Genomic DNA, 25,584 nt, shown 5'->3' on the forward strand with positions numbered 1-25,584 from the left:
AAGAATGAATATATTAGATGACTTAAAAATGCAGTATAAAATGGGTGGTGTGGCCCATAGATTAATCTACTGGAATGTTGGTTGCTTCCTAGTTTCATTGGTCTTTTTCTATGACTTTAAGTCGGGTTCGTTTTATTTTCCTGATTGGGTTGCTTTGTCGACAGAGCTTTCTGCTTTTGGATTAAAACCGTGGACATTTTTAACATATTCCTTTTTTCATGATGGTTTTTGGCATTTGCTATTTAATATGGTGGTTTTTAATTTTGCCAGTTCGCTGTTTTTAACTTTTTTCACCCAAAAGCAGTTATTAGGATTGTATATTTTGAGTGCTATTTTTGCTGGAATAGCGTTTGTAACCGGTTATTTCGTTTTGAATTTAAGTGCTTCGATTGTAGGTGCCTCTGCAGCAATTATGGCTGTGTTAGTAGCTGTAACGACTTATCAACCATTGATGAATGTTAGGTTGTTGTTGATAGGTAATATTAAATTGTGGCATATCACGGCGGTGATATTACTATTAGATCTCATGCAATTCCGTTTAGACAATACCGGCGGGCACATCTCTCATCTAGCTGGAGCTTTGTTTGGTTTTATTTTTATCCGAGTACTTCAAAACGGAACTGATTTAAGTCAAATCGTGACAGGTTTTATTACGTTTTTCACCAATTTAGTTAAAAAATCACCTTCAACACCATTTAGAAAAGTGCATAAGAATTATGCTAAACCTGCAGAAAATAGGGCTTCTAAAATTATTACAAAAGACAAAGCGCAACAGCAAATTGATGAAATCTTGGATAAAATTAGCCAATCAGGTTACGATAGTTTGACTAAAGAAGAGAAAGAATTTTTGTTTAAGGCTGGAAAATAAGTGCGTTATAGCAACTTTAGAAATAAATTAAGAAAATACCCGTTATTATTTTATTAAGCGGTTAATGGAACAAGTAAAAATATGAAAAATCTTTCCTGGTTCAATAAAGCAATGTATAGTTTGAACGTCGTTCTTATTATTGTCACTTTTGTCGCTTATATTTTACCGTTTTTAGCTCCAAAGATTTTCCCGATATTATCTGTTTTGACCCTTTTGATGCCATTGTTTTTCATACTAAATGGTCTGTTTTTTATCTATTGGGGTTTTCAGTTCAAGAAACGAATGATTTTGTCTGGATTGGTGCTGCTGATTGGGATTACATTCATAAATAAATTTTATAAGTTTTCTGCCAAAGAATACCCTTCTGACGAAAAGAATTTTACCGTTATGAGCTACAATGTGCGCTTGTTTAACCTGTTTAAATGGCTAGATAAACCAGATGTCGCTGGGGATATTTTAGAGTTTATAAACGATAAAAACCCGGATATTTTATGCATTCAGGAATTTTCGTCTTCGGCAGTTATTGACCTGAAAGTGTATCCTCATAAATACATATTAATGGAGGGGAATAAAATTAAAACGGGGCAAGCTATTTTTTCGAAGTTTCCTATCATAAATCAAGGAAATGTTGTTTTGCCAAGTACTAATAACAGTGTTATTTATGCCGATATAAAAAAAGGTAAAGATATCATTAGGGTGTATAATATGCATTTGCAATCTATAAAGATCTCGCCTGATGTTAGTGAAATATCGGAGAATATTGACGTGATTAATAAGGATAAATCCCAAATGATGCTGAGTCGAATTAGTAAGGCTTTTAAGCTTCAACAGCAACAAGCAGAGATTTTTAAAAAACATGAAAAAGAATCTGATTACCCGATTATCATATGTGGCGATATGAATAACAGCGCATTCTCTTATGTTTATCGAAATATTAAAGGCAGTTTAAAAGATAGTTTTGAAGAAGCAGGAGTAGGTTTTGGAGCAACTTATAAGTTCAAGTATTACCCCACCAGAATTGATTATATTTTTGCAGATGAGAAGATGACTGTTAAAAAGTTTGAAAGCTTTTCGGACTTTGAAAATTCCGACCATTATCCCATTATGGCGAAGTTGTCATTGGAATAAAAATACAGTGACTTTTATTTAAGCGCTAACTTTTGGTTTTTTAAATAATCTAAAGTAAATTTTCCTTCATTGAAGATTAAGTCTAACACACTTAGGTTGTTGATGAAGCCATGCTTGTCCTCAAATACTTGCATGTATCTTTCAAAAGAAGAAGGATCTTTTTTTCCGTCAGCTAGAAACCTATAATCTAAAATTAAATCAGTATTATCTTGTTGAATGTATTCGGTGGTTTTCGTAGACTCAAACTTTACACGCATACATTTAGATATAATTTCTAAGGTCTCAAAATTTAAATCCAACAGGAATTTGTGCTTTTTTTCGAAAAAAGGACGGATATCATCTTCAAAAAATTCAAAGAAAGGAGAGCTTTTATAGGCTGTTTCTAGTGATTTGTAATGTTGCTTTTGCCAGTCAAAATCAGTGTCAACCTGAATATCTTTAGTCTTTTGATGGTTGTCTTTAGAGTGCTTAACGGGGATATTCAGTAGTAGAATTCCATTAGGACTATAGATATAAGTACGGTTGCGGTTGGTTTGTTTCTGGAAATTATCCTCTATTTCATAAATAATACTGTCAGCTTGTGACATGGCGACAAAATGGCTTATTGATGGGAAATAGGTAGGATGAAGTAGTGTATTCATTGTATTGTTTTTTGTTTTAGGTTTAAAGTTCCATGTTATCCATGAAACTTTAAACCTAAAACTTTAAACTAGATATTATTTTTTGCTTTTCTTTTTTTCCAAAAATACTCACCTACAAAAAAGGCTGCTAATGCAATTAAGAAGTATTTAAAATAAGATTCAGGTTGCCCTTCGCCATTAACAGTTGTGAAAACTCGATCCCACCTCACTTTATTCAGGCCTTTTCCATTCGTGTCCCAGCTCAACCAGATGAATACTGGTTTACCTACAACGTGATTTTCGGGTACAAATCCCCAGTAACGGCTATCTTCAGAGTTGTGACGGTTGTCACCCATCATATAATAGTAATTTTGTTTGAAAGTGTACTCTTTAATAAGCTCGCCATTTAGTCTTATTTCGCCTCCTGTAACTTTAAGATCGTTTTTTTCTCCGTTATCTTTCAGCTCATAGTCAGTGATGATTCTTTGATAAAAAGGTAATGTCTCTGCAGTAAGCGCTACTGTTTTTCCTCTTTCAGGAATATATATGGGACCTAAATTGTCTTGATTCCAGTTATTGATGTGCGGGAAAATACCGTTTTCTGTTCCTTTAGCAATTTCTTGGGTTACAGCAGTAATTCCAGGTACGTTTCGTAGTCTAGCGGCTCCATCAGCGGTTAGTGCTCTAAATATTAATGTATCTTTTAAATCACTCTTATAGCCTACAGCGTCAGTGATGTCCATGCTTCTTAATAGATATTCGAAATCAATTGGCGTTTTTCCGTCTAAAGCTACTGAATATGAAAACTGAGGTTTTGCTCTTTCAGGCAGTTGCAGCACTTTTCCATCGATATAAACAATACCATCTTTTATAGACAAACTGTCTCCAGGAACTCCTACACATCTTTTTACATAATTCGATTTTTTGTCGATTGGTTTGATTACGCCGGGTCTTCCCTTTGGTTCAAAAAAGTAATGTACAGTATCTACAGGCCAGTTAAAAACGACAATATCTGATCGTTTGATATCTTCTATTCCAGGTAACCTTAAGTACGGTATTTGTGGCCATTTCAGGTACGATGGTGATTTAGTCATCGGTATAGAGTCGTGAACCATTGGCAAGGCAACAGCAGTCATAGGCACTCTGGCTCCATAATTAACTTTGCTTACAAACAGGAAATCTCCCACTAATAATGACTTTTCTAAAGAGGATGTCGGAATCGTGTATGGTTGTACGAAATAAGTATGTACTATTGTTGCGACGATGATTGCAAACAATAAAGAGCTTATCGTATCGGCGGTTTTATTGTGCGGTTGAGTGCTTCTGTCAGCAATGTATTCTAATTTTTGAGTGTAATTGACATAATAGATATACAATCCACAAGTAATTATTCCTAAAAAAGTGTCTAAGCTTGTTTTTTTTCCAAAACTTCTCAAAGTTTCGATCCAGATTACAGGAAACATTATCAAGTTGATAATTGGAATAAAAAGCAATAGTGTCCACCAAGTAGGGCGGCCAATGATTTTCATTAAAACAATAGCGTTGTAAACTGGAATTGCTGCTTCCCAACGTTTTCTGCCGGCGGCTTCATATAGTTTCCAAGTTCCTAAAAAGTGAACTATTTGTACAAGTAGGAAAAACACAAACCATTGATATAGAGACATAGCTTAATTTTTTAGTTATAAAGAACGGGAAGTTTAAAAGATACTTCCCTTAAAAAGTGATTTGATTTATTTTAATTCTAAGACGTCTTTCATTGTGAAAACGCCCTGTTTTCCCACAATCCATTCTGCCGCTATTACAGCTCCAAGAGCAAATCCTTCACGATTGTGTGCGGTATGTTTTATCTCGATACTGTCAACAACTGAGTTATATGTTACCGTATGTGTTCCAGGAACCGTTCCGATTCTTTTTGCTTCAATATGAATTTCATTTGCTGCGGGCACATCTAGAGTCCAATTAGTGTAATTGCTATTTTCCATTACTCCTTTGGCTAAAGAAATAGCAGTTCCGCTAGGTGCATCCAGTTTTTGAGTATGGTGAATTTCCTCCATATCAATACTGTAATTATCTAGTTTAGCCATCATTTTGGCTAGGTATTCGTTTATTTCGAAAAATATATTAACTCCTAAACTAAAGTTGGAGCTGGATATGAAAGCACCGTTTTTTTCAGTGCAAAGTGCGACCATTTCGTCATAATGTTCCAACCAACCTGTTGTCCCTGAAATTACAGGTACATTAGCAAGAAAACAATTCGAAATATTAGGAACCGCTGCTGTAGGAACGCTGAAGTCGATGGCAACATCGGCAGTAGAGAGTCCGTCATAGGTGTTGTTTTCATCTTTTTTCAAGACAATCTCATGACCTCTTTCCTGTGCAATTCTTTCGATTACTTGACCCATTTTTCCGTATCCTAAAAGCGCAATTTTCATTTGGTATTTATTTATAAATTAAAAAAGAAGGTTCTAAACGAGCTATTTCGATTAGAATCTAAAAATTATAATTAAAGGTTAGACCCACATTTGTCTTTAATGTTACATCATTAGGATAAATTACAGGTCGTACTGATAAGTTTTCGTCAACGTTAAACTGCAGTAAGGCCGCATCGACGTTAGCGTCAATAATATTTAAAGCATAGAATGCCACTACAAACAAGGAAGATAAATCACGATTACGCTGATAGAATTTTTGTCCCGCAATTAATCGAGAGTCATCTAGATAAGAGAAATTATCATCATTATAACCTTCAAGTCTACGTTTATAAGCATCTCGATATTGGTGGTATTTTTTATTATTGTCTAAGTAGAAATAAAGACTGGTTCCCATGGCTCCATAAACAAGTGGGATTTTCCAATATTTTTTATTGTAAGCCTGCCCCAGACCTGGTAAAATGGCAGAATAGAAAGCTGCTTTTGCAGGAGTTAAGGGATCGATATTGTTTGATAATATCGTGTCTTTAGCTACGAGAGTCGTTTCTTTTTTTCCTTGCGCAAAAAGAGTGGTGTGTCCTACAATAAAAAAGAACATTCCTATGTAAAGAAATTTATTCACTATCCTTTTATTAATTCCAAGATTCTATTGAAGTCTTCCTCTGATTGAAATGGAATTGTGATTTTTCCTTTCCCGTTTCCAGCTACTTTTACATCTACTTTGTTACCAAAATAGTTAGTAAATGCTTTTTTCTGAGTTTCTTCTATTTCAAATCCTGATGATTTTGCTGTTTTTGCCGGTTGTGGCTTTAGGCTTTCTTGATAGTTTTTTACCAATGCTTCGGTATCACGAACAGAAAGGTTTTGGCTTACAATTTTTTGATAGATATCAGTTTGAATGTCTAAATCTTCGATATTTATAATCGCGCGACCATGACCCATGCTGATAAAGCCATCACGAATTCCTGTTTGGATAATCGGATCCAGTTTTAGAAGACGTAAATAATTGGCAATCGTAGAACGTTTTTTTCCTACGCGCTCACTCATTTGTTCTTGAGTCAATTGAATCTCATCAATTAATCTTTGATAGGAAAGTGCAATTTCAATAGGATCTAGATCATGACGTTGGATGTTTTCAACCAAGGCCATTACTAAGGATTCATTGTCGTTTGCAATACGGATGTATGCTGGAACGGTTGTTAATCCCACTAGGGTAGAAGCGCGCAGACGACGTTCCCCTGAAATCAACTGGTATTTATTGTAGTCTAATTTTCGTACAGTAATAGGTTGTATAACCCCTAGTTCTTTTATGGAAGTAGCAAGTTCTTTTAATGATTCCTCGTTAAAATTGCTTCTGGGCTGAAAAGGATTTATCTCAATAGCGTCTATTTCAAGCTCAATAATATTTCCCACAACTTTGTCGGCATTTTTATCGTCTACTGATTTAATGTCATTTTCTGGATCTTTTAATAATGCAGATAATCCTCTCCCAAGGGCTTGTTTTTTTAGTGCTTTTGCCATAAAACTATTTGCTATTTTTCTTTATAACTTCCTGAGCTAAATGTAAATAATTAGTCGCTCCTTTACTGGTTGCGTCATAGTTGATGATGCTTTCGCCAAAACTAGGCGCTTCGCTCAACTTTACATTTCTTTGAATGATAGTGTCAAAAACCATATCGTTAAAATGCTTTTGCACTTCTTCAACAACTTGATTCGATAAACGAAGTCGGGAGTCAAACATGGTTAATAATAGTCCTTCAATATCTAGATCTGGATTGTGAATTTTTTGAATACTTTTTATCGTATTTAGTAATTTACCCAAACCTTCCAGTGCAAAATACTCGCATTGAATTGGGATTATTACGGAGTCAGCTGCGGTCAATGCATTCAAAGTAAGTAGTCCAAGTGAAGGAGCACAATCGATGATGATATAATCGTAGTCATCTTTTATACTTTCTAATGCTTTCTTAAGCATATATTCCCTATTATCTTTATCTACCAATTCGATTTCGATGGCAACAAGGTCAATATGCGACGGGATTACATCTACATTTGGTGCTGAACATTTGATAATTGCCTCTCTAGGAGTACTGCTATGTTCTAGAATTTGGTATGTCCCAATTTCAACACTTTCAACATCAATTCCTAATCCTGAGCTCGCATTGGCCTGTGGATCAGCATCTATTAGTAATACTTTCTTTTCTAAAACACCTAGGGAAGCGGCAAGATTTACAGATGTTGTAGTCTTTCCAACCCCTCCTTTTTGATTAGCAATCGCAATGATTTTGCCCATTTATTTTATAAATTTTGAACCGTAAAAATACAATTTATTATGGTTTCTAAAAATCTATTTTGTTAACATTCGTTAAAGCTTGATTAGGGGCATATTGCTAGTTATTTTTGGTGGTTTCTTAATTCGTTTAAAGGAATTTTGAGATGGTAGCTCTAGCTTGTGTGTGCGGCTTTTTTATTCGAATTGAGAAGCTTGAATTTAATGTTCTTAAGGTTCGATGTAATGCTTTCTGTGTTCGTTTTTTTTTAATCAATAAAGTACTTTCCAAATCGAAGCGTTTTCTTTTAAAGCAATAGATCAAAAGTGAGGAAGCGTAAATGACATAAGATGAAGCTAATGGTAGTTGATAGAATGAAAGTGTTATTTTAAGATTATTTTTTTTATTTCTAAATCTTGAAATAATCTTGTTTAAGGAAAAAAAAGTTTTATATTTGCACTCGCTACGGGGTGTAGCGTAGCTCGGTTATCGCGCCTGCTTTGGGAGCAGGAGGCCGCAGGTTCGAATCCTGCCACCCCGACAAAAACCTTCTTGTGAACCAAGAAGGTTTTTTTATACCCAAGAATTATGTTTTACGTTTACATCTTATATTCAAAATTAATTGATAAATATTATGTTGGCTGCACTTCGATGGAAATTGTAGAACCTTTAAGTCGGCATTTAAGTTCACACTCTGGATTTAAGGGAAGACCGCAGCTTCGAATTTCCGGTATCGGAATAAACTCTGCCACCCCGACAAAAAATCCTTTCTGTTTCTACAGAAAGGATTTTTTTATTTGGATATAACAAAAAACAATAAATAGCCTTCGTTAACCAATTTATTAAATGTTACTTTTGTGCTGTTTTAAAAAATAAATTTCAATTATTATGTCAGATACAATCGAAAAAATTAAATGTCTTATTATAGGTTCTGGTCCAGCAGGTTATACTGCAGCAATATATGCAGCCAGAGCAAATATGAATCCAGTTTTGTACCAAGGAATGCAACCTGGAGGCCAACTAACAACAACTAATGAAGTGGAAAACTGGCCTGGAAATCCTGAGGGAATTACTGGTCCAGAAATGATGGTAGGCTTACAAGCTCAAGCACAACGTTTTGGTACTGATGTACGTGATGGTTGGGCAACAAGAGTTGATTTTTCAGGAGATGTTCATAAAGTTTGGATTAATGAAACTAAAGAATTGCATTGTGAAACTGTAATTATTTCTACAGGAGCATCAGCTAAATATTTAGGATTGCCTTCAGAACAACACTATTTGAAAATGGGAGGTGGCGTTTCTGCCTGTGCAGTTTGTGATGGTTTTTTCTATAGAAATCAAGAAGTGGTAATTGTTGGAGCTGGAGATTCAGCTTGTGAGGAAGCACATTATTTGTCTAAGCTTTGTAAAAAAGTGACGATGTTAGTGCGAAGTGAAAAATTTAGAGCTTCAAAAATTATGGAAGCTCGTGTGCGTAAAACAGAAAACATTACGATTCTAATGAATCATGATACAGTTGAAGTTTTAGGAGACGAACAAGTTGTAACAGGTGTAAAAGCGTTGAATAAAACTACAAATGAAGAATTTGAGATTCCTGCAACAGGATTCTTCGTAGCCATTGGTCATAAACCCAACACAGATATTTTTAAAGAGTTTATAACACTTGATGAAACTGGTTATATTGTTAATACTCCTGGATCTTCAAAAACGAATGTAGAAGGAGTTTTTGTTTCTGGAGATGCTGCAGATCATGTGTATCGTCAAGCAATTACGGCTGCAGGTACAGGTTGTATGGCAGCACTTGATGCAGAAAGATATTTAGCTGCTAAAGACTAATTTTAGAAGCAATTTCCAATAAAAAAGTCCCATTTACCTCGATAAATGGGACTTTTCATTTGTGTTTGTTTTTTTATTTATCCTTTTTAAACAATTTAGCTTCTTCAGTAAATTTTTTCATTTCAATTTTTGCGTTTCCGTAAAGTTGAACCTGAGATTTCGACTTAGCGCTTATGCTTATGGATGTTTCTGCGTTTACAATAGCGCTCGAGGCACTCTCTGTAACTAATTCTAAATCTTTAATGGTTAATTTGTTGCCTTTAAAACTAGAGTTGTTGTCCAAGCGAATAACGGCAGTTGGCACGGCACCTTCTATGTTTGCTTGCGCTTTTTGATACAAGTCGCAAATCATTTCTGGGCCATTTATTAAGGCTTTCAATTCGGCATTACCACTCAAAGAAATTTTTATTTTTTCTGATTTGGCATTCAATTCAACTTGTGATTTATCAATAGCTTCCAGAACAAAATTTTTAGTATTGATATTCAGAAACAGCTTTGAATTATCGATGCTTTTAAAAGCAATAGAGTCAATTTGTACTTCTTGTATCGCGTTTACAATGGCATCATTTCTTGAAGACACACTTTTTAAATCGCTTGTATAAGTTATTTTTACGACCAGTTTTTTAAATTTTATAGGTTCTATAGTAGTAAAAAAACGAAGCGTTTTATCTTTTAATTCCATTGAAATAAACTCATGTAAATTAGAATCAGCTTCAACTTTTATCCCCGTAGTTTCTCCTTTTTCTAGATAAACTTCGATGTTATCTTCTACTATTATCGTTTCAAAGTTACCAACTTCCCTTAGCTCAGTAGTTACTTTTTTTGAGCCTTTTATTTTATCCTTTTTCTGTGCGAATGTTAGAGTCGTTGAAAATATCAGTAGAATGATTACAGTATATTTTTTCATTTTATATTTATGTTATAGTTATTACAAATATAAAAAAATCATCCGCTTATGATGGATGATTTAGTTATTAATTGTGAATTAGGAAGTTAGATCTTGTCAATACTTGCGCCTGAGCTAGTTCTTTTTTCAACTGTTTTTGGTGCAGTGTTGTAGTTAATATTACTGCCACTGGATGCTTTCGCTTTTAGACTTACAATTGGGTGCACGTTGATTGTCGCGCCGCTTGAGGCTACAGCGTTTACTTCATTTGCAAGTAAGTCGTTTGCATTAATATCACTCCCACTTGAAGCAGTAGTTTTGAGACTAAGTGCCATTCCTTCGATACTAATAGAACTTCCACTACTGGATTTGCAATCAATATTGTCTGAGGCTATATTTAAGTTCATCGAGGCGGCACTAGATGTTCTAAGACTAATGTTTGCGCCCTTGAGAGTATTTACACTATTGATTGAAGAAGCGCTTGAAGCACGTAAAGCTTCAATAACGGGCATTTTTACTGTAACTTTTTTTGATTCGATATTTATAAATGAATTATAGTCACAAGCTACGATTAGTACGCCGTTCTCTACTTTTGTAGTAATGCTTTTTTGTAAATTATCATCGGCTTCGACAGTAATCTCCGTTTTATCTGATTGTTCAATTATCAGATCAATAGCATTGCTAACTTCGATACTTGTAAAATCACTGCTTACAGTTCTGTTCTCCGTCGTAACATTGCCACTTCCTGTTATGGATTTTATGTTTATCGAATGGTTGCAAGATGTTAATAACAAAGCAGTTAATGCGATCAGGATGAATTTGGTTATTATGGTTATGATTTTTAACATGGTTATTTGGTTTTAATAATTATACCATCGTTATTTATTTTTAGTTCTTTAAGATCGTCATTTGATACATTGATTGTATCATTTGTGATAGAAATGCCATTTTTTGTGATCCTGATTGTTTTGTTCTCCTCTTCTTCATTACTGTAATCGCCTTCAATGGTTGTACAGTTTAAACATCTAATTTTATTGTCTTCTACTCTGTAGATTTCATTGCTAGAATCTGGGTTCCATAGAAAGTAATCCTCATCTGTACGATCATATTTTCGCATAGAACTATCTGGTTTTAATAATGTTCCTTTTGGTAAATATAAGGTGACTTGTATTTCTTGATCACGAAATTTATTTTTCAAATCACTAATTAAATAGTTGTCTAAGATTAAATGATTTCCTTCAATTTTATAGCTGTACTTTATTTGCTCTGCCCTTAGTCTAGCTTCTGAAAGCGATTTCCCTTTTGCCTCTTTTTCTATTTGGATATAAGCTACCTTTTCATCTGTACTTTGTATTCTCAAACTTACATCATTCGAATATAGGAGATCTGTTCCAGAAATATCTTGTGCAATTTTAAAATCATCACGATCATCAACGTTCTTAGCATAAAAATCATTGTGTTTGAATTTAATAAAAAGCGTATCCGTTGGCTGCAGTATAATATTTTCTTTTTGCACTACTCGTCCGTCTGCGGCAAAAGCAGATGCTTGTTTTATTCCTATAGAAATAGCTAATGCAACTGAAATTAACCATAAGGCAAGCAAGGTGTATTTAGCAATATTTCCAATCGATTTCATATTTGGAGCCAAAAGTTTGAAACCCAATACGGTCAAGAAAAAGAAGGGAATACCTACGGCAAAGAACATTAATAGTCCAAAAACCCAGATAGGATAGTCAGTGAAGTTTCCCGCTTCTACAAAACCTTGCCAAGGAAATTCTATAACTGAGGTGGTCCCTAGAGTAAACACTCCTATCAACAACGCCATCAAGACACCTAATCCAGTCATAATTAATAGGATCCCAAGAAATTTTGCAAAAATTTTAAAAATTGTCATGATAAAATCTGCAAATGAACTACCTATTTTACCGGCACCTGTTTTTATTTGGTTGCCATATTTGTCGTAGTCTACATTTTTTATTTTCTCTGAAACATTTTCAAATTCTTCTCTAACTTTTTTTTCGATATTCGAAATATTAACTGGTTCTCCAGTCATTTCTAATTTCTCTGAGGTTGTGATTGCAGCGGGAGTAACGATCCATAGGATAATGTACAATAGAACTCCCGTTCCTGCTCCCCATACTAATAGGATAAAGATGATTCTAATCCATACGGTGTCAATTCCTAAATAGTGTCCCAATCCAGCTGAAACTCCGCTAAGCATCCCTTTTTCAGTATCTCGGTATAATTTTTTTGTTCTTCTAGGAGCGGTATTATTATAGGTTTGTGAAGATGGATTATCGTCTTCTATAATGTAGTCTTCCGGTTGTCCCATTACAGCAATCACTTGATCTACATCATTTAGACCTATAACATGTTTGTCTGTTTTTTGATTTTCGCTTAAAAGTTCCGAAACACGCATTTCGATATCTTTTATGATTTCTTCTTGACCAGAAGATTGCGATAGTGATCGTCTTATGGCTTCAAAATAACGTGTTAGTTTCAGGTATGCGTCTTCATCTATATGGAAGAACATTCCGCCTAAGTTTATATTTACAGTCTTGTTCATGGCTATTATTTTTGGTTTGTGATTAGATTTACTGCATCAGACAATTCTGTCCAAGTGCTGCTTAGTTCTTTTAAAAATGTCTGTCCTATTTCGGTCAAACCGTAGTACTTTCTTGGCGGTCCCGAAGTTGATTCTTCCCAACGGTAGCTTAACAATCCGTCATTTTTTAGTCTGGTGAGCAGCGGATAAATAGTTCCCTCTACCACTAGTAATTTTGCGTTTTTTAAAGTGTCTAATATTTCCGATGTGTAGGCATCTTTTTCTTTCAATACAGATAAGATGCAAAACTCGAGAACACCTTTGCGCATCTGGGCTTTTGTGTTTTCAATGTTCATAATTCTTTTTTTTTGATTTTTTAGTTGATTAAACTATTCGTTTTTTGATGGATGATTTGGCATTGTGAGTAACAAAGTAATCTTAAATTACTTATTCTCTTTTTTTTGGAGCTTTTTCCTGCTGTCCGCTATATCTTTTTTATCTTGAAAGAAGTTCAAGATAAAAAAGGATGCCGCTTCCATCAGGGCTAGTGACTCACTATTTTATAAATGGAATCGTTATAGGGTATTTGAATTTTTCTCCATTCGATGTTTTTATAGAAGCATAAATAATAAGAAAGAATTCTGCAATTTTTAAACAGATAAATACAAATACGCTTGTTATTCCTAGGGTGATTAATCCTATATTTTCACTAAAATTAAAATTATCGAATACAACGCTTTCATCGTTGATAATTGTATTCAACGGAATTGAATTAAAAACGGTAAAGATTAAAATTGGAATAGCGATAAGCGCAAGAGCTATTGAGTATAGTAGCAAACTTAATTGAAAATTTAGAACTTGTTTTCCGCTGTGATCTACAAATTCCGACTTGTCTTTCTTCGAACTCCAAAGAATTATTGGAAAAATATAATTCCCAAAAGGGATAAAATATTGGGTTAGTGCACTTAGGTGCGTAAAGGTGGCGATGTTTTTTTCGGTTGTTGCTTCCATTGTTTTGATTTATTTTTTTTGATGATTGATGATCGAAACCCTCAGGACAATTTAAATAAGAGTACCTAGTAATTTCTTATACAAATATATGTCTAAAAGACAGTATCTTGTATCGCATAGTAGTAAAAGTTAACATTTTTTTAACAAATAAAGATTATATGTACGCATAGTATTTTTTTGTACATTAGCAAAAAAACCACTGATAATGAAACTTACGGCGTCTAAACTAAATAAATTTTTATTTTTCAAATTGCCTTCGGCATTTATATGCGGAGTTCGAGTGAAGAAGCTTGATGAAACAGCCTGTGTGACCTCAGTGAAGCACCGATGGATTAACCAAAACCCATTTAACTCGATGTATTTTGCAGTGCAGGCAATGGCCGCCGAACTTTCGACAGGAGCTTTAGTGATGTATCAAATTCAAAAAAGCGGTAGAAAAATATCAATGCTAGTAGCAAACAATAAAGGAAATTTTACTAAAAAAGCCACCGGAAGAATAACATTTGTATGCAAAGACGGTCATTTAATAGAGCGCGCTATTCAAGAATCTATAGCAACAGGCGAGGGGCAAACCTTCTGGATGAAAGCGATAGGAACTGACGAAAAAGGAGTTCAAGTCTCTGAAATGGATTTTGAATGGAGTGTGAGAGTAAAACCATAATTCATTCGCAAACCCATTTTATAATAAAAATGCCTCCGAATGGAGGCATTTTTATTATATTAAAAGTTAATTATGCTTTTTTAGAGTAACACTTTTTTTCTTCAGTGCCGGTCATTTTAGCATCACATTTTTTGTCTTCTGCTTTACATTTGGCTTTGTGTTGAGCAATTTCATCTGCAGTCATCGCTTTAGAATCGGCTGCTTTTAAGCAACATTCTTTTTCTTTTTGTACTTCTTTTTTAGAAGCCGTTTTTACCTCTTGCGCACTTGCAGTAATTGTAAATAAAGCAATCGCTAATATGGAGAGTATTTTTGTCATCTTTTTAGTTTTTAATGGTTTACAATGTCAAATGTATTAATAATTTAAATACGATTCAGTATTTTAAATAGTTTTAATACGCATAATTTACGATACTATTTTATAATTATTTTTTTGCTAAAAGCTCCTTTTGTAGTGGTAACTTTTACAATGTATCCTGCTGTACTTACGTTAGCAATCGGAATTTTAATGTTATTTTGTTTTACTTCTTCAATAACCCAATGTGCTATTTTTTGGCCTGATAAATTAAACAGGTCAACTTTAGTGACTTCTGCATCAATAAAATTATTATGGATGTTTAAAGTCTGATTGACATTCGAATAATAAATCAGGATTCCATCTTCTAGTGTATTGCTATCTACACTTAAGGTTTTATTGACAAATTGTAATGAGAAACGTTTATTGTATTTACCTACTGGAAGTGAAATAGTAAAGTTATTATTTTTTATATCGTGGTAAAGCCCGGTCACGTTGTCAAATAAATATATTTCCAGTCTATCTGGTATATTTTCTAAAGCGTCAATTTTTATGGTGCTTAACCCCTCTTTTGCTGTATTTATTCCAATAGGTATTATTTGGTTATCATCAAAATTTGGAATCCCTTGAATTACAAGTTGACTATCTTCTATTTCCCAGTACATATCATTGTCTTTCGCATCAAAGATTTCTGCATCGTAACCTATATCAAATTGATTAGTAGTATTAGGATCTGCTGCCACAAGGAGTTGTCGATGTTTACCGTTTGGGGCATCAAAACCAAGTCTAATTTTTGAACGGTTGTCTTCAGGTATTTTGATTGCTGCTGATTTTTTAGTCCCCGCTGTTTTTAGGAATAGTGATGAAGCTGAAGTTTCTCTATAATATACTCGTTGATTGTTTCTTATTTTTATAGTTCCACCTTGTACAGCAGCTGATGTTCCTGCTTTATTTGGATTCGCGGCAGCATTAATAAAAAATCCTTGACCCACGGGAATATAGCGTTTAGGAGCTAATAGTGCAGCATTATTAGCTGTCGCTGTTAATGGGGAATCTGAAACTCCAGGAGATCCGCCCAATAAGGTATAGGTAGCATATCCACCTTCATATTGTGCTAAAATATGATTGTTAGATAATCCAAAATGGTCCCAAAAATAGAGCGCACCACTAAACGTATTTGCAGTACCGTTAAAGCCTCCCGCTGCAGGGCAACCGACGCAGTCTTTTAAGTTATCCCTGATAAACTGATTAGCATCAAGGGCAGAAGGATAAGGATTCCCTATTAAATAGGTTTGGTTTAAACCTATGGTTAAATCAACATCACCTGAATTCGGTTTCCCTATAAATGCATAATTTTGTGTGGCATTGATAGCTGCCGTCCCACCAGATCCTTTCATAGTAAATCCATTACCTACTTTTATTGCATTTGTACCAACATAATTCCATTGGTAATAATTTTGCCAATCTGTATTCGAATCTGGAGTAAGAGAATTATAGGACCAAATCCATCGGTAAGTTGTTTTAATTGGGCTAGTAACGGGGCCATCTGCATCATAAGCTCCATATTGAAAATTAATTGCTTTGGGAATAGCAGAAACAGTTCCATCTCTCAGCACACCAGCAATTGTATATGGTGCATTGTTTGGGTTTCCTTGCAGCGTAACAGGTGATGACCAGTAATTGTAATTGAAACTATTTTTCTTGCCTTGTTGATCTCGTTTTATAAAACCTGAGCTAGCTTCATCAAAAATACTTTCACTAACCTGGGCAGTGGAAAAGTAGAAATCAGAATCATAAGAGCCATAACGTTTTTGCAGTAATTGTGATTCTCCAACTAAATCAATATTCCCGTCCAATTTTAAATAATGCGTGATCCACAGCATGCGACCACCGTTAGTTTCGTTTTGAGGTGCGGGAGCTGGGTCCGCCATAGTTAGTTTACCTGATTCTGATTTTAAACCTAGTACTGTTATGTCTTTTGCATCTGAAGTGGTATTATTTCTTGTGATTACAATATTCCAATCAATAGGGCTAGCATTAAGGCCGTTGCTATTTGGTATATCCCAAACTGTGGGTCTTAACCAGGTATTGATATCGGTCCATTTTCCGTCAGCTGCAGAAATATAAGGCATTGGAGCTGTATTTTGTTGATGTGTAGTCATGTTATATAACACTGCCGGAGTTCCGGCAATTGCTAAATTTGGTGTTATTCCGTTAACAGGTTTTAGAGTATTACTATAAGTCTGTAAATTAGAGGAATCAGGAAATTCCGAAATTAATCGATAATAGCCCGCTAGATCAGAATAAACTAATCCTCCTTCAACGGGAATTGGAATTTCAACACCAATATTAGTGGCGTTTTGGAGATGTTGGTTCATCATAAATCGTATTTGCTCTTGAGTAATATTTTTATTCCAAATACGAACTTCTTCGATCCAACCAGTGAAATAATTTTCAGGTTTTCCAGATGTATTGTTCCATCGAGCACCAATGATAGTTTTAGTTCCGCCTATTCCTGTCCCTGCATTTTTCATTTCGATTCCATCAACATATATTTTTCCGTTGGACATTGCTATATGATACCATCGAGAATTAGGGATAATTGTTACTGGAAGGTCTGATATTTTAATTTCAAATGTTGGGCCGCTTATAATAGTTCCAATATTGGTTTTTGGTCTTATCCATGCCTCAATACTATAAGATCCATTAAATCCTGTTCCTAAATCAACATAATCATCAATTCCGTCAAAATCTAAAGTGGTACAATGTTGTATTATTAAAGTTGGTGCGACATAATTAGGAGCGCAGTTGGTGTTTGTAATCGTTAGGCCGTTTTCATCTTTTGTTGTAGGTGCTAAAATCCATTTGAAAATATATGACCCAATATCAGCAGCTGTGAAGATTGCATTTGGGTTGTTTATTGGTGCAATTGGATTACTTGGATTGGGATTAGTAAGAACAAATCCTGCAGGCCCCGTAATACTCCATTCTCCTACGTATCCATCAGCTGTTGGGTAAGTCGTTATCGGACCTTGTTTCCCGCTAATAACGTTGACACTTAGGGGTACATTTTTTGTACCACAGCCTACCGCCGTTGCCATTGTGGTTGCAGTATATTGATCGAAAGCAAAAACTTTAATTTCTTTTTCATTTACTGGACTCGAACAAGTGTTTCCAGCACTATCAAGAATAAGAGAAGTTTTTACCACAAACGTATTCCAGCCAATTTTTGATGGAGTCCAAGTTACATTATTTGTGGTTCCAATAACAATAGGATTGGTAGGATCGGTATCATCGGTCCATACTAGGGTAACGTCCCTTGGGCCTTCAGGTACTTTGATGTTGTCTAAAGTCCAAATATCACCATCTCGCTTACCGGTATAGTTAAATCTAATCCTTAAATTACTATAACCAATATAATCACCTAAATCAATTTGCATTTGGTTTATACCAGGGGTTCCTTCACCAAAACGATCATAGTTTCCGCTACTTACTGATCCAGATTGTTGAAACAATATGGGTTCAGAGGAATAAGAGGCTCCTCCGTTGGTAGAAATTTCTACTTTTATAACGGCGCCAGAAGTAAGGTTGTACGCTTGGTCAAAAGTTAGAATAGCTTCGTCCAATGCCGCTAATGAGAAGATTGCTGTTTCTAATGTTGAGGTATTATTTCCCGAAACAATAGCAAAACCTTTATTTCCAGCAGAACTAAGTGATGTATCCCATCTTTTATCAATGATTGTATAAGGGGCAGTTATATTTGCAGTTGCGAAGTCATGAGGATTTGTTCTTAGCCATCTATCTGGGCGTGTATTATCTGCATTGGAACTGAAATCATAGTTAGTAATCCCATTTTTGTCAGTAATTCTCCATCCAGAGTTAGTTATCGAAGAATTATCAAATGCCCCGCCTTCAAATTTTCCAAAGGATTCACCGTATCCTGTTTCTGAACTTAGTTGAATTCCTGTACCGATGCAGATTACACTTTTGTTAACCGCAACTGGACTTGGTGCTATGTCTTGCGGGATAACGCTGATAATTGCGGTTTCGCTAAATACATTTGGTGAGCAGGCTCCGCTGCTTATCTCCACCCTGATTACTGTAGATTGTGTAATGTTTAAACTTTCTACTTGTGCTGCCGTAAGTGTATTACCGGTAAAATTGCCTACACCATCTGGAATTATAGACCAGGATGTTGCAGTACTTGTTCTATACTGCCATTTTACAACTGTGCCTACTATACCAGATAAGCTTAGCGGAACTGCATAACCTGAACTTGGATTTTGACAAATTAAAAAGAGTCTTTCTTTTGGTGTGGTTCCTGGCGTTTGGAATAGTAAGGTTCCTCCAATTGGGACTGGATCTATTTTTATGGTTGTCGACGTCGCAACAGACGTACATCCAGCCGCTGCAGGAATAGTATAGGTTACAGTATACGTTCCAGCGGTACTAGAACTTGGCGTTATTGCTCCAGTAGAGGCATTCAAAGTTAATCCAGTAGGAGAAACAGTATACGTACCACCTGTGTAGGCATTAGTTCCAGATAAAGTAACTGCTTGTCCAGTTGAATTACTAATACAAAAAGAAGCTACTGTATAACTAATTGTTGCTGTTGGAAGTCCTGTAATTGTAATACTTGTTGTAGCTATTGCAGCTGCACAACCTCCATTTGTAGATCCAGTATAGGTAACAGTATAGGTTCCGGCCGTACTTGTACTTGGGGTTATTTCCCCTGTAGTTGAATTAATAGATAATCCTGAAGGAGCAGCAAAAGTTCCTCCACTATATGCATTTGTTCCACTTAACGTGACTGCTCGAATTCCACTTATAGTTTTACAAAATGGTATACTAGCATAACTTATGGTAGCTGTATGAATTGCAGTAATAGTTACATTAGCAGTTGCTGTAACTGCATTACAACCTCCTGCGGCAAGAATTGTGTAGGTCACAAGGTAATTTCCTGCTGCACTTGTACTTGGTGTTATTGCTCCTGTGGCAGCATTCAAAGTTAATCCAGTAGGAGAAACAGTATACGTACCACCTGTGTAGGCATTTGATCCAGATAAAGTAACTGCTTGTCCAATTGCTATATTCTTACAGTAAGGCGATCCAGAATAACTAATTGTAGCCGTTGGCAGCGCTGTAATTGTAACAGTTGCCGTAGCTGTTGCAGCTGTACACCCTCCGCTTGTAGGTCCTAAATAGGTTACTGTGTAGTTTCCTGCCGCACTACTACTAGGTGTTATTCCTCCTGTAATGGAATTAATAGTTAATCCAGCAGGAGCTGTAAATGTTCCCCCGCTATAGGCATTTGTCCCAGCTAAAGTAACTGCTTGAACTCCAGTTAATGTATTGCAAAATTGTGTCGCAGCATAATTTATAGTAGCCGTAGGAATTGCAGTAATAGTTACATTAGCAGTTGCTGTTACTGCACTGCAGCCTCCTGCGGCAAGAATTGTGTAGGTCACAAGGTAATTTCCTGCTGTACTTGTACTTGGTGTTATTGCTCCTGATGAAGCATTCAAAGTTAATCCAGTGGGAGCTGAATATGTACCGCCTGTATATGCATTAGTTCCAGATAAAGTAACTGCTTGTCCAGTTGCTGTATTCTTACAGTAAGGAGTTCCAGAATAGCTAATTGTAGCCGTTGGAAGTCCAGTAATTGTAATACTTGTTGTAGCAATCGCGGCTGCGCAACCTCCGCTTGTAGACCCTGTATAGGTTACTGTGTAGTTTCCTGCCGTACTACTAGCAGGTGTTATTTCTCCTGTAGTGGAATTGATAATTAATCCAGCCGGAGCTGTAAATGTTCCCCCGCTATAGGTATTTGTTCCACTTAATGTAACTGTTTGAACTCCAGCTATTGTTTTACAAAATGGTGCGCCAGCATAACTTATGGTAGCGGTAGGAATTGCGGTGATAGTTATATTCGCAGTTGCCGTTACTTCACTACAGCCTCCTGCTGCAGCAATTGTGTAGGTGACAACATAACTACCTGCTATACTGGTGCTAGGTGTTATTGCTCCACTACCAGTATCTATACTTAAACCAGCAGGAGCAGCACTGTATATTCCTCCTGTGTTTCCTGTTAAGTTTGCTGTTTGTGCAGTTGTAATATCTTTACAATAAGGAGATCCAGAATAGCTTAATGCTGCTGTAGGAAGTGCCGTAATTGTAACAGTTGCTGTTGCTGTAGCAGCTACACAACCTCCGGTTGTAGGTCCTAAATAGGTTACTGTGTAATTTCCTGCCGTACTGGTACTTGGCGTTATTTCCCCTGTAGTTGAATTAATAGTTAATCCAGCTGGAGCTGAAAATGTTCCCCCGATATAAGCATTTGTTCCAGTTAATGTAACTGCTTGAACTCCAGTTATTGTTTTACAAAATGATGCGCCAGCATAACTTATGTTAGCCGTAGGCTTTGCAGTGATAGTTATATTCGTAGTTGCTGTTACAGCATTACAACCTCCTGTCGCTGCTATAGTGTAAGTTACTGCATAACTACCTGCTGTACTGGTACTAGGTGTTATTGCTCCTGTTGAAGCATTTAAAGTTAATCCAGTAGGAGCTGAGTATGATCCGCCAGTATACGCATTTGATCCAGATAAATTAACTGATTGCGCACTAGTAATATCGTTACAAAATGGAGTTCCCGCATAACTAATTGTTGCTGTTGGAACAGGGGTTACTGTGAGTGAAGCAGGATTGGAGAGAGTTTGTGAACAGCTACCACCAGGACTACTGATTACAACATCATAATTTCCTACGTTACTAAGCAATAGTCCAGTAAAAGTAATAGTTGGTGTCGTAGCCCCTGAAATGTTTCCACCATTAGAGATTGGAATTCCATTTTTTCTCCAAACATAACTCGAAATATTACCTGTTGCCGTAACTGAAAATGAAGTATTTTTACCTTCACAATTTATCTGGGCAATAGGTTGACTTGTAATCTCGATGTCTTGATTTACAATGAGCACTGCATTCTCCGAGGTGACTGGTGCACAAGGTGAAGTTCCACTAACAGTCACAGTATATGTTCCAGCATCCACAGCACTCACATTAGGAATTGAATACGTATTAGATGTTGCCCCCAAAACATTTGCTCCTCCTTTTTTCCATTGATAAGTAAACCCTGTTCCTGTTGTTATTACTGAAAAACTAACAGGAAATCCAGAACAAACGGTTTGAGAAGGATTTGGTTGTGTATTTATTGCCGGTGGCTGATTTACCGTTACAGCAAAGTTTGCAGAGACCGTTCCGTTACCACATGTGTTTGTTCCATATACTGCAATATTTCCGGAAGTTGCTGAATTAGAATAATTGACAGTAATGCTGTTTGTATTGGCTCCGTTAGCTATGGTAGCTCCTGTAGGTAAAGACCAGATATATCCAGTTGCATTGGTAATATCGGGAACCGCATAGGTTACACTGTTTTGTCCCTGGCATACTGTTGCCGAACCGTTTATTGTTCCTGCTGCAATAGGTAAAGGATTTACCGTTACAGCAAAGTTTGCAGAGACTGTTCCGTTACCACATGCGTTTGTTCCATATACTGCAATATTTCCGGAAGTTGCTGAATTAGAATAATTGATAGTAATGCTGTTTGTATTGGCTCCGTTAGCTATGGTAGCTCCTGTAGGTAAAGACCAGGTATATCCAGTCGCATTGGTAATATCGGGAACCGCATAGGTTACACTGTTTTGTCCCTGGCATACTGTTGCCGAACCGTTTATTGTTCCTGCTGCAATAGGTAAAGGATTTACCGTTACAGCAAAGTTTGCAGAGACCGTTCCGTTACCACATGCGTTTGTTCCATATACTGCAATATTTCCGGAAGTTGCTGAATTAGAATAATTGATAGTAATGCTGTTTGTATTGGCTCCGTTAGCTATTGTAGCTCCTGTAGGTAAAGACCAGGTATATCCAGTTGCATTGGTAATATCGGGAACCGCATAGGTTAAACTGTTTTGTGCCTGGCATACTGTTGCCGAACCGTTTATTGTTCCTGCTGCAATAGGTAAAGGATTTACCGTTACAGCAAAGTTTGCAGAGACCGTTCCGTTACCACATGCGTTTGTTCCATATACTGCAATATTTCCGGAAGTTGCTGAATTAGAATAATTGATAGTAATGCTGTTTGTATTGGCTCCGTTAGCTATGGTAGCTCCTGTAGGTAAAGACCAGGTATATCCAGTTGCATTGGTAATATCGGGAACCGCATAGGTTACACTGTTTTGTGCCTGGCATACTGTTGCCGAACCGTTTATTGTTCCTGCTGCAATAGGTAAAGGATTTACCGTTACAGCAAAGTTTGCAGAGACCGTTCCGTTACCACATGCGTTTGTTCCATATACTGCAATATTTCCGGAAGTTGCTGAATTAGAATAATTGATAGTAATGCTGTTTGTATTGGCTCCGTTAGCTATGGTAGCTCCTGTAGGTAAAGACCAGGTATATCCAGTTGCATTGGTAATATCGGGAACCGTATAGGCTACACTGTTTTGTCCCTGGCATACTGTTGCCGAACCGTTTATTGTTCCTGCTGTAATAGGTAAAGGATTTACAGTTACAGCAAAGTTTGCAGAGACCGTTCCGTTACCACATGCGTTTGTTCCATATACTGCAATATTTCCGGAAGTTGCTGAATTAGAATAATTGATTGTAATGCTGTTTGTATTGGCTCCGTTAGCTATGGTAGCTCCTGTAGGTAAAGACCAGGTATATCCAGTTGCATTGGTAATATCGGGAACCGTATAGGCTACACTGTTTTGTCCCTGGCATACTGTTGCCGAACCGTTTATTGTTCCTGCTGCAATAGGTAAAGGATTTACAGTTACAGCAAAGTTTGCAGAGACCGTTCCGTTACCACATGCGTTTGTTCCATATACTGCAATATTTCCGGAAGTTGCTGAATTAGAATAATTGATAGTAATGCTGTTTGTATTGGCTCCGTTCGCTATGGTAGCTCCTGTAGGTAAAGACCAGGTATATCCAGTTGCATTGGTAATATCGGGAACCGTATAGGTTACACTGTTTTGTCCCTGGCATACTGTTGCCGAACCGTTTATTGTTCCTGCTGCAATAGGTAAAGGACTTACCGTTACTGCCACTGTTGCGGTGGCTGGAGTATTGGGACAACTTCCTGTTGGTGTATTAGTGGTTATGGTTGCTGTTGCAGAGCCTCCGGAAATTGTAGGTGTAAAGACAGCAGTAATAGTTGATCCAACTTGAGATTGTAATGTAATATTACCATTTGTTGCAGTCCAATTGCCTGAAGTTGCGTTTCCGGTTAGTAGTCCAGTTACTATAATCGAGCTGTTTGCACAAACAGTCTGAGATGAAGGAGAAATAGTTACGCCATTAAATGAGTTTACAATGATTTGGTTTTTACCATTTGAAGGGGTAGATACTTTGGTATTTTCACCACATGGATTAATTGCTTTGACCGCAATGACCTGAGTTCCTAGTGCAGCTGATGAAGAAACAGACACAGTTATGGAGTTAGTCAAATTTCCGTTGGTAATTATCCAACCTGTTGGTAAATTCCACTGGTAATATTGAGCATTTGAAGCTGCAGGAACTGATAAGGTAACAGTAGCGGGGGGACAGATAGATTGGTTTGAAACTGTTATATTGGTACTCCCGTTCCATCCGCTAGGCGTTCCAGTAAAAACATTCATAACTATATTGTTACTTGTAGCTGTGGAAGGAGATGGACAAATAGCATTGGAAGTCATAACAACTGATATAGCAGCATTGCTAGCGAGAGTTGTGGTTGTATAAGTGGGGCTATTTGTTCCCACGAGAGTTGCTCCGTTCTTCCATTGATATGAGGGAGCAGATCCTCCATTTGTAGGTGTAGCTGTAAAAGTTACAGAAGTACCTGAACAAATACTCGTTGATGATGACGTTATTACTACCGAAGGAGTTAACAAAGGATTAACAACAACTGTGGTTGAGCCAGCGGCACTTGGACAACCTGCTACTGTTACTATAACATTATATGTTCCCGCAGTAGCTAGATTTACTCCAGAAATACTTGGATTTTGTAATCCAGAACTAAAACTATTTGGTCCGGTCCAGCTGTATGTTGCTCCTGAAACTAAAGGTGTTGTAAGGTTCAAAGTTGAACCAACACATAGTGGGCCATTATTCGATGCAGTTGGTGTTGCCGGTATCGGGTTAACAACAACTGTGGTTGAACCTTCTGCACTTGGACAACCTGCTACAGTTACTATAACATTGTATGTTCCCGCAGTAGCTAGAGTTACTCCGGAAATACTTGGATTTTGTAATCCAGAACTAAAACTATTAGGTCCAGTCCAGCTGTATGTTGCTCCTGAAACTAAAGGTGTTGTAAGGTTCAAAGTTGAACCAACACATAATGGACCATTATTCGATGCAGTTGGTGTTGCCGGTATCGGATTAACAACAACTGTGGTTGAGCCAGCGGCACTGGGACAACCTGCTACTGTCACTGTAACATTGTATGTTCCCGCAGTAGCTAGAGTTACTCCGGAAATACTTGGATTTTGTAATCCAGAACTAAAACTATTTGGTCCGGTCCAGCTGTATGTTGCTCCTGAAACTAAAGGTGTTGTAAGGTTCAAAGTTGAACCAACACATAATGGACCATTATTCGATGCAGTTGGTGTTGCCGGTATCGGGTTAACAACAACTGTGGTTGAGCCAGCGGCACTTGGACAACCTGCTACTGTTACTGTAACATTGTATGTTCCCGCAGTAGCTAGAGTTACTCCGGAAATACTTGGATTTTGTAATCCAGAACTAAAACTATTTGGTCCGGTCCAGCTGTATGTTGCTCCTGAAACTAAAGGTGTTGTAAGGTTCAAAGTTGAACCAACACATAGTGGGCCATTATTCGATGCAGTTGGTGTTGCCGGTATCGGGTTAACAACAACTGTGGTTGAACCTTCTGCACTTGGACAACCTGCTACAGTTACTATAACATTGTATGTTCCCGCAGTAGCTAGAGTTACTCCGGAAATACTTGGATTTTGTAATCCAGAACTAA

18 protein-coding genes and 1 tRNA gene are annotated in these 25,584 nt (G+C 36.7%); 6 read left to right on the plus strand and 13 right to left on the minus strand.

Translation table 11 applies throughout. The features are described 5' to 3' along the window. Positions 1 to 4: 4 nt before the first annotated feature. Entirely contained in the window at positions 5 to 868 is an 864-nt protein-coding gene (locus tag E0F98_RS08470) for a rhomboid family intramembrane serine protease (RefSeq protein WP_132110419.1), read from the plus strand. A gap of 81 nt (positions 869 to 949) precedes the next feature. Next, positions 950 to 1,996 carry an endonuclease/exonuclease/phosphatase family protein gene (locus tag E0F98_RS08475; RefSeq protein WP_132110421.1) on the plus strand — a complete coding sequence of 349 codons (1,047 nt, stop codon included), beginning with the start codon at positions 950 to 952 and terminating at the stop codon, positions 1,994 to 1,996. Positions 1,997 to 2,010: 14 nt separating this feature from the next. Here the strand turns inward: E0F98_RS08475 and E0F98_RS08480 are convergent, their stop codons facing one another. The 6 genes from E0F98_RS08480 to E0F98_RS08505 all read right to left on the minus strand — a co-directional run bounded on the left by E0F98_RS08480 (position 2,011) and on the right by E0F98_RS08505 (position 7,338). After that, complete coding sequence (locus E0F98_RS08480; RefSeq protein WP_132110423.1) at positions 2,011 to 2,637, minus strand: WbqC family protein; 627 nt, start codon at positions 2,635 to 2,637, stop codon at positions 2,011 to 2,013. Positions 2,638 to 2,705: 68 nt separating this feature from the next. After that, the gene (lepB, locus tag E0F98_RS08485) at positions 2,706 to 4,280 is read right to left on the minus strand and encodes a signal peptidase I (RefSeq protein ID WP_132110425.1); all 1,575 of its coding nucleotides are present in this window, start codon (positions 4,278 to 4,280) and stop codon (positions 2,706 to 2,708) included. A gap of 66 nt (positions 4,281 to 4,346) precedes the next feature. Then, the gene (gene dapB / locus E0F98_RS08490) at positions 4,347 to 5,048 is read right to left on the minus strand and encodes a 4-hydroxy-tetrahydrodipicolinate reductase (protein WP_132110427.1); all 702 of its coding nucleotides are present in this window, start codon (positions 5,046 to 5,048) and stop codon (positions 4,347 to 4,349) included. Positions 5,049 to 5,106: 58 nt separating this feature from the next. Then, on the minus strand, positions 5,107 to 5,643 hold the full coding sequence (locus E0F98_RS08495; RefSeq protein ID WP_132110469.1) for a DUF5683 domain-containing protein: 537 nt from the start codon (positions 5,641 to 5,643) through the stop codon (positions 5,107 to 5,109). A gap of 23 nt (positions 5,644 to 5,666) precedes the next feature. Beyond that, complete coding sequence (locus E0F98_RS08500) at positions 5,667 to 6,566, minus strand: ParB/RepB/Spo0J family partition protein (protein ID WP_132110429.1); 900 nt, start codon at positions 6,564 to 6,566, stop codon at positions 5,667 to 5,669. A 4-nt stretch (positions 6,567 to 6,570) separates the two neighbouring features. Then, on the minus strand, positions 6,571 to 7,338 hold the full coding sequence (locus tag E0F98_RS08505; RefSeq protein WP_132110431.1) for a ParA family protein: 768 nt from the start codon (positions 7,336 to 7,338) through the stop codon (positions 6,571 to 6,573). Between the two features lie 443 nt (positions 7,339 to 7,781). On the opposite strand from E0F98_RS08505, the gene E0F98_RS08510 reads away from it, so the two are divergent. Both E0F98_RS08510 and trxB read left to right on the plus strand, forming a co-directional pair. Continuing rightward, a tRNA-Pro gene (locus E0F98_RS08510) sits at positions 7,782 to 7,856 on the plus strand. 347 nt (positions 7,857 to 8,203) lie between these two features. Next, positions 8,204 to 9,151, plus strand: coding sequence for a thioredoxin-disulfide reductase (gene trxB / locus E0F98_RS08515; RefSeq protein WP_132110433.1), 948 nt, complete (start codon positions 8,204 to 8,206; stop codon positions 9,149 to 9,151). A 73-nt stretch (positions 9,152 to 9,224) separates the two neighbouring features. On the opposite strand, the gene E0F98_RS08520 is transcribed toward trxB, so the two are convergent. From E0F98_RS08520 to E0F98_RS08540, 5 genes are all read right to left on the minus strand, one after another. Next, on the minus strand, positions 9,225 to 10,058 hold the full coding sequence (locus E0F98_RS08520) for a GIN domain-containing protein (RefSeq protein WP_132110435.1): 834 nt from the start codon (positions 10,056 to 10,058) through the stop codon (positions 9,225 to 9,227). 86 nt (positions 10,059 to 10,144) lie between these two features. Then, positions 10,145 to 10,885, minus strand: coding sequence for a head GIN domain-containing protein (locus tag E0F98_RS08525; protein ID WP_132110437.1), 741 nt, complete (start codon positions 10,883 to 10,885; stop codon positions 10,145 to 10,147). Positions 10,886 to 10,887: 2 nt separating this feature from the next. Continuing rightward, a complete protein-coding gene (locus E0F98_RS08530) occupies positions 10,888 to 12,603 on the minus strand; it encodes a PspC domain-containing protein (RefSeq protein WP_132110439.1) in 1,716 nt (571 codons plus the stop codon). Positions 12,604 to 12,608: 5 nt separating this feature from the next. Continuing rightward, positions 12,609 to 12,938 carry a PadR family transcriptional regulator gene (locus E0F98_RS08535; RefSeq protein ID WP_132110441.1) on the minus strand — a complete coding sequence of 110 codons (330 nt, stop codon included), beginning with the start codon at positions 12,936 to 12,938 and terminating at the stop codon, positions 12,609 to 12,611. Between the two features lie 199 nt (positions 12,939 to 13,137). Further along, entirely contained in the window at positions 13,138 to 13,593 is a 456-nt protein-coding gene (locus E0F98_RS08540; protein WP_132110443.1) for a DUF4870 domain-containing protein, read from the minus strand. Between the two features lie 205 nt (positions 13,594 to 13,798). On the opposite strand from E0F98_RS08540, the gene E0F98_RS08545 reads away from it, so the two are divergent. Further along, the gene (locus tag E0F98_RS08545) at positions 13,799 to 14,254 is read left to right on the plus strand and encodes a DUF4442 domain-containing protein (RefSeq protein WP_132110445.1); all 456 of its coding nucleotides are present in this window, start codon (positions 13,799 to 13,801) and stop codon (positions 14,252 to 14,254) included. Positions 14,255 to 14,324: 70 nt separating this feature from the next. On the opposite strand, the gene E0F98_RS08550 is transcribed toward E0F98_RS08545, so the two are convergent. Both E0F98_RS08550 and E0F98_RS08555 read right to left on the minus strand, forming a co-directional pair. After that, a complete protein-coding gene (locus E0F98_RS08550; protein WP_132110447.1) occupies positions 14,325 to 14,573 on the minus strand; it encodes a hypothetical protein in 249 nt (82 codons plus the stop codon). A gap of 95 nt (positions 14,574 to 14,668) precedes the next feature. Beyond that, on the minus strand, positions 14,669 to 25,027 hold the full coding sequence (locus tag E0F98_RS08555; RefSeq protein ID WP_207917089.1) for a T9SS type A sorting domain-containing protein: 10,359 nt from the start codon (positions 25,025 to 25,027) through the stop codon (positions 14,669 to 14,671). On the opposite strand from E0F98_RS08555, the gene E0F98_RS16120 reads away from it, so the two are divergent. Next, positions 24,987 to 25,584: hypothetical protein (locus E0F98_RS16120; protein WP_207917090.1), on the plus strand; the 598-nt coding region annotated here is incomplete at its 3' end. The genes E0F98_RS08555 and E0F98_RS16120 overlap by 41 nt on opposite strands.

It is taken from the genome of Flavobacterium hiemivividum (assembly GCF_004349145.1).
GTDB lineage: Bacteria > Bacteroidota > Bacteroidia > Flavobacteriales > Flavobacteriaceae > Flavobacterium > Flavobacterium hiemivividum.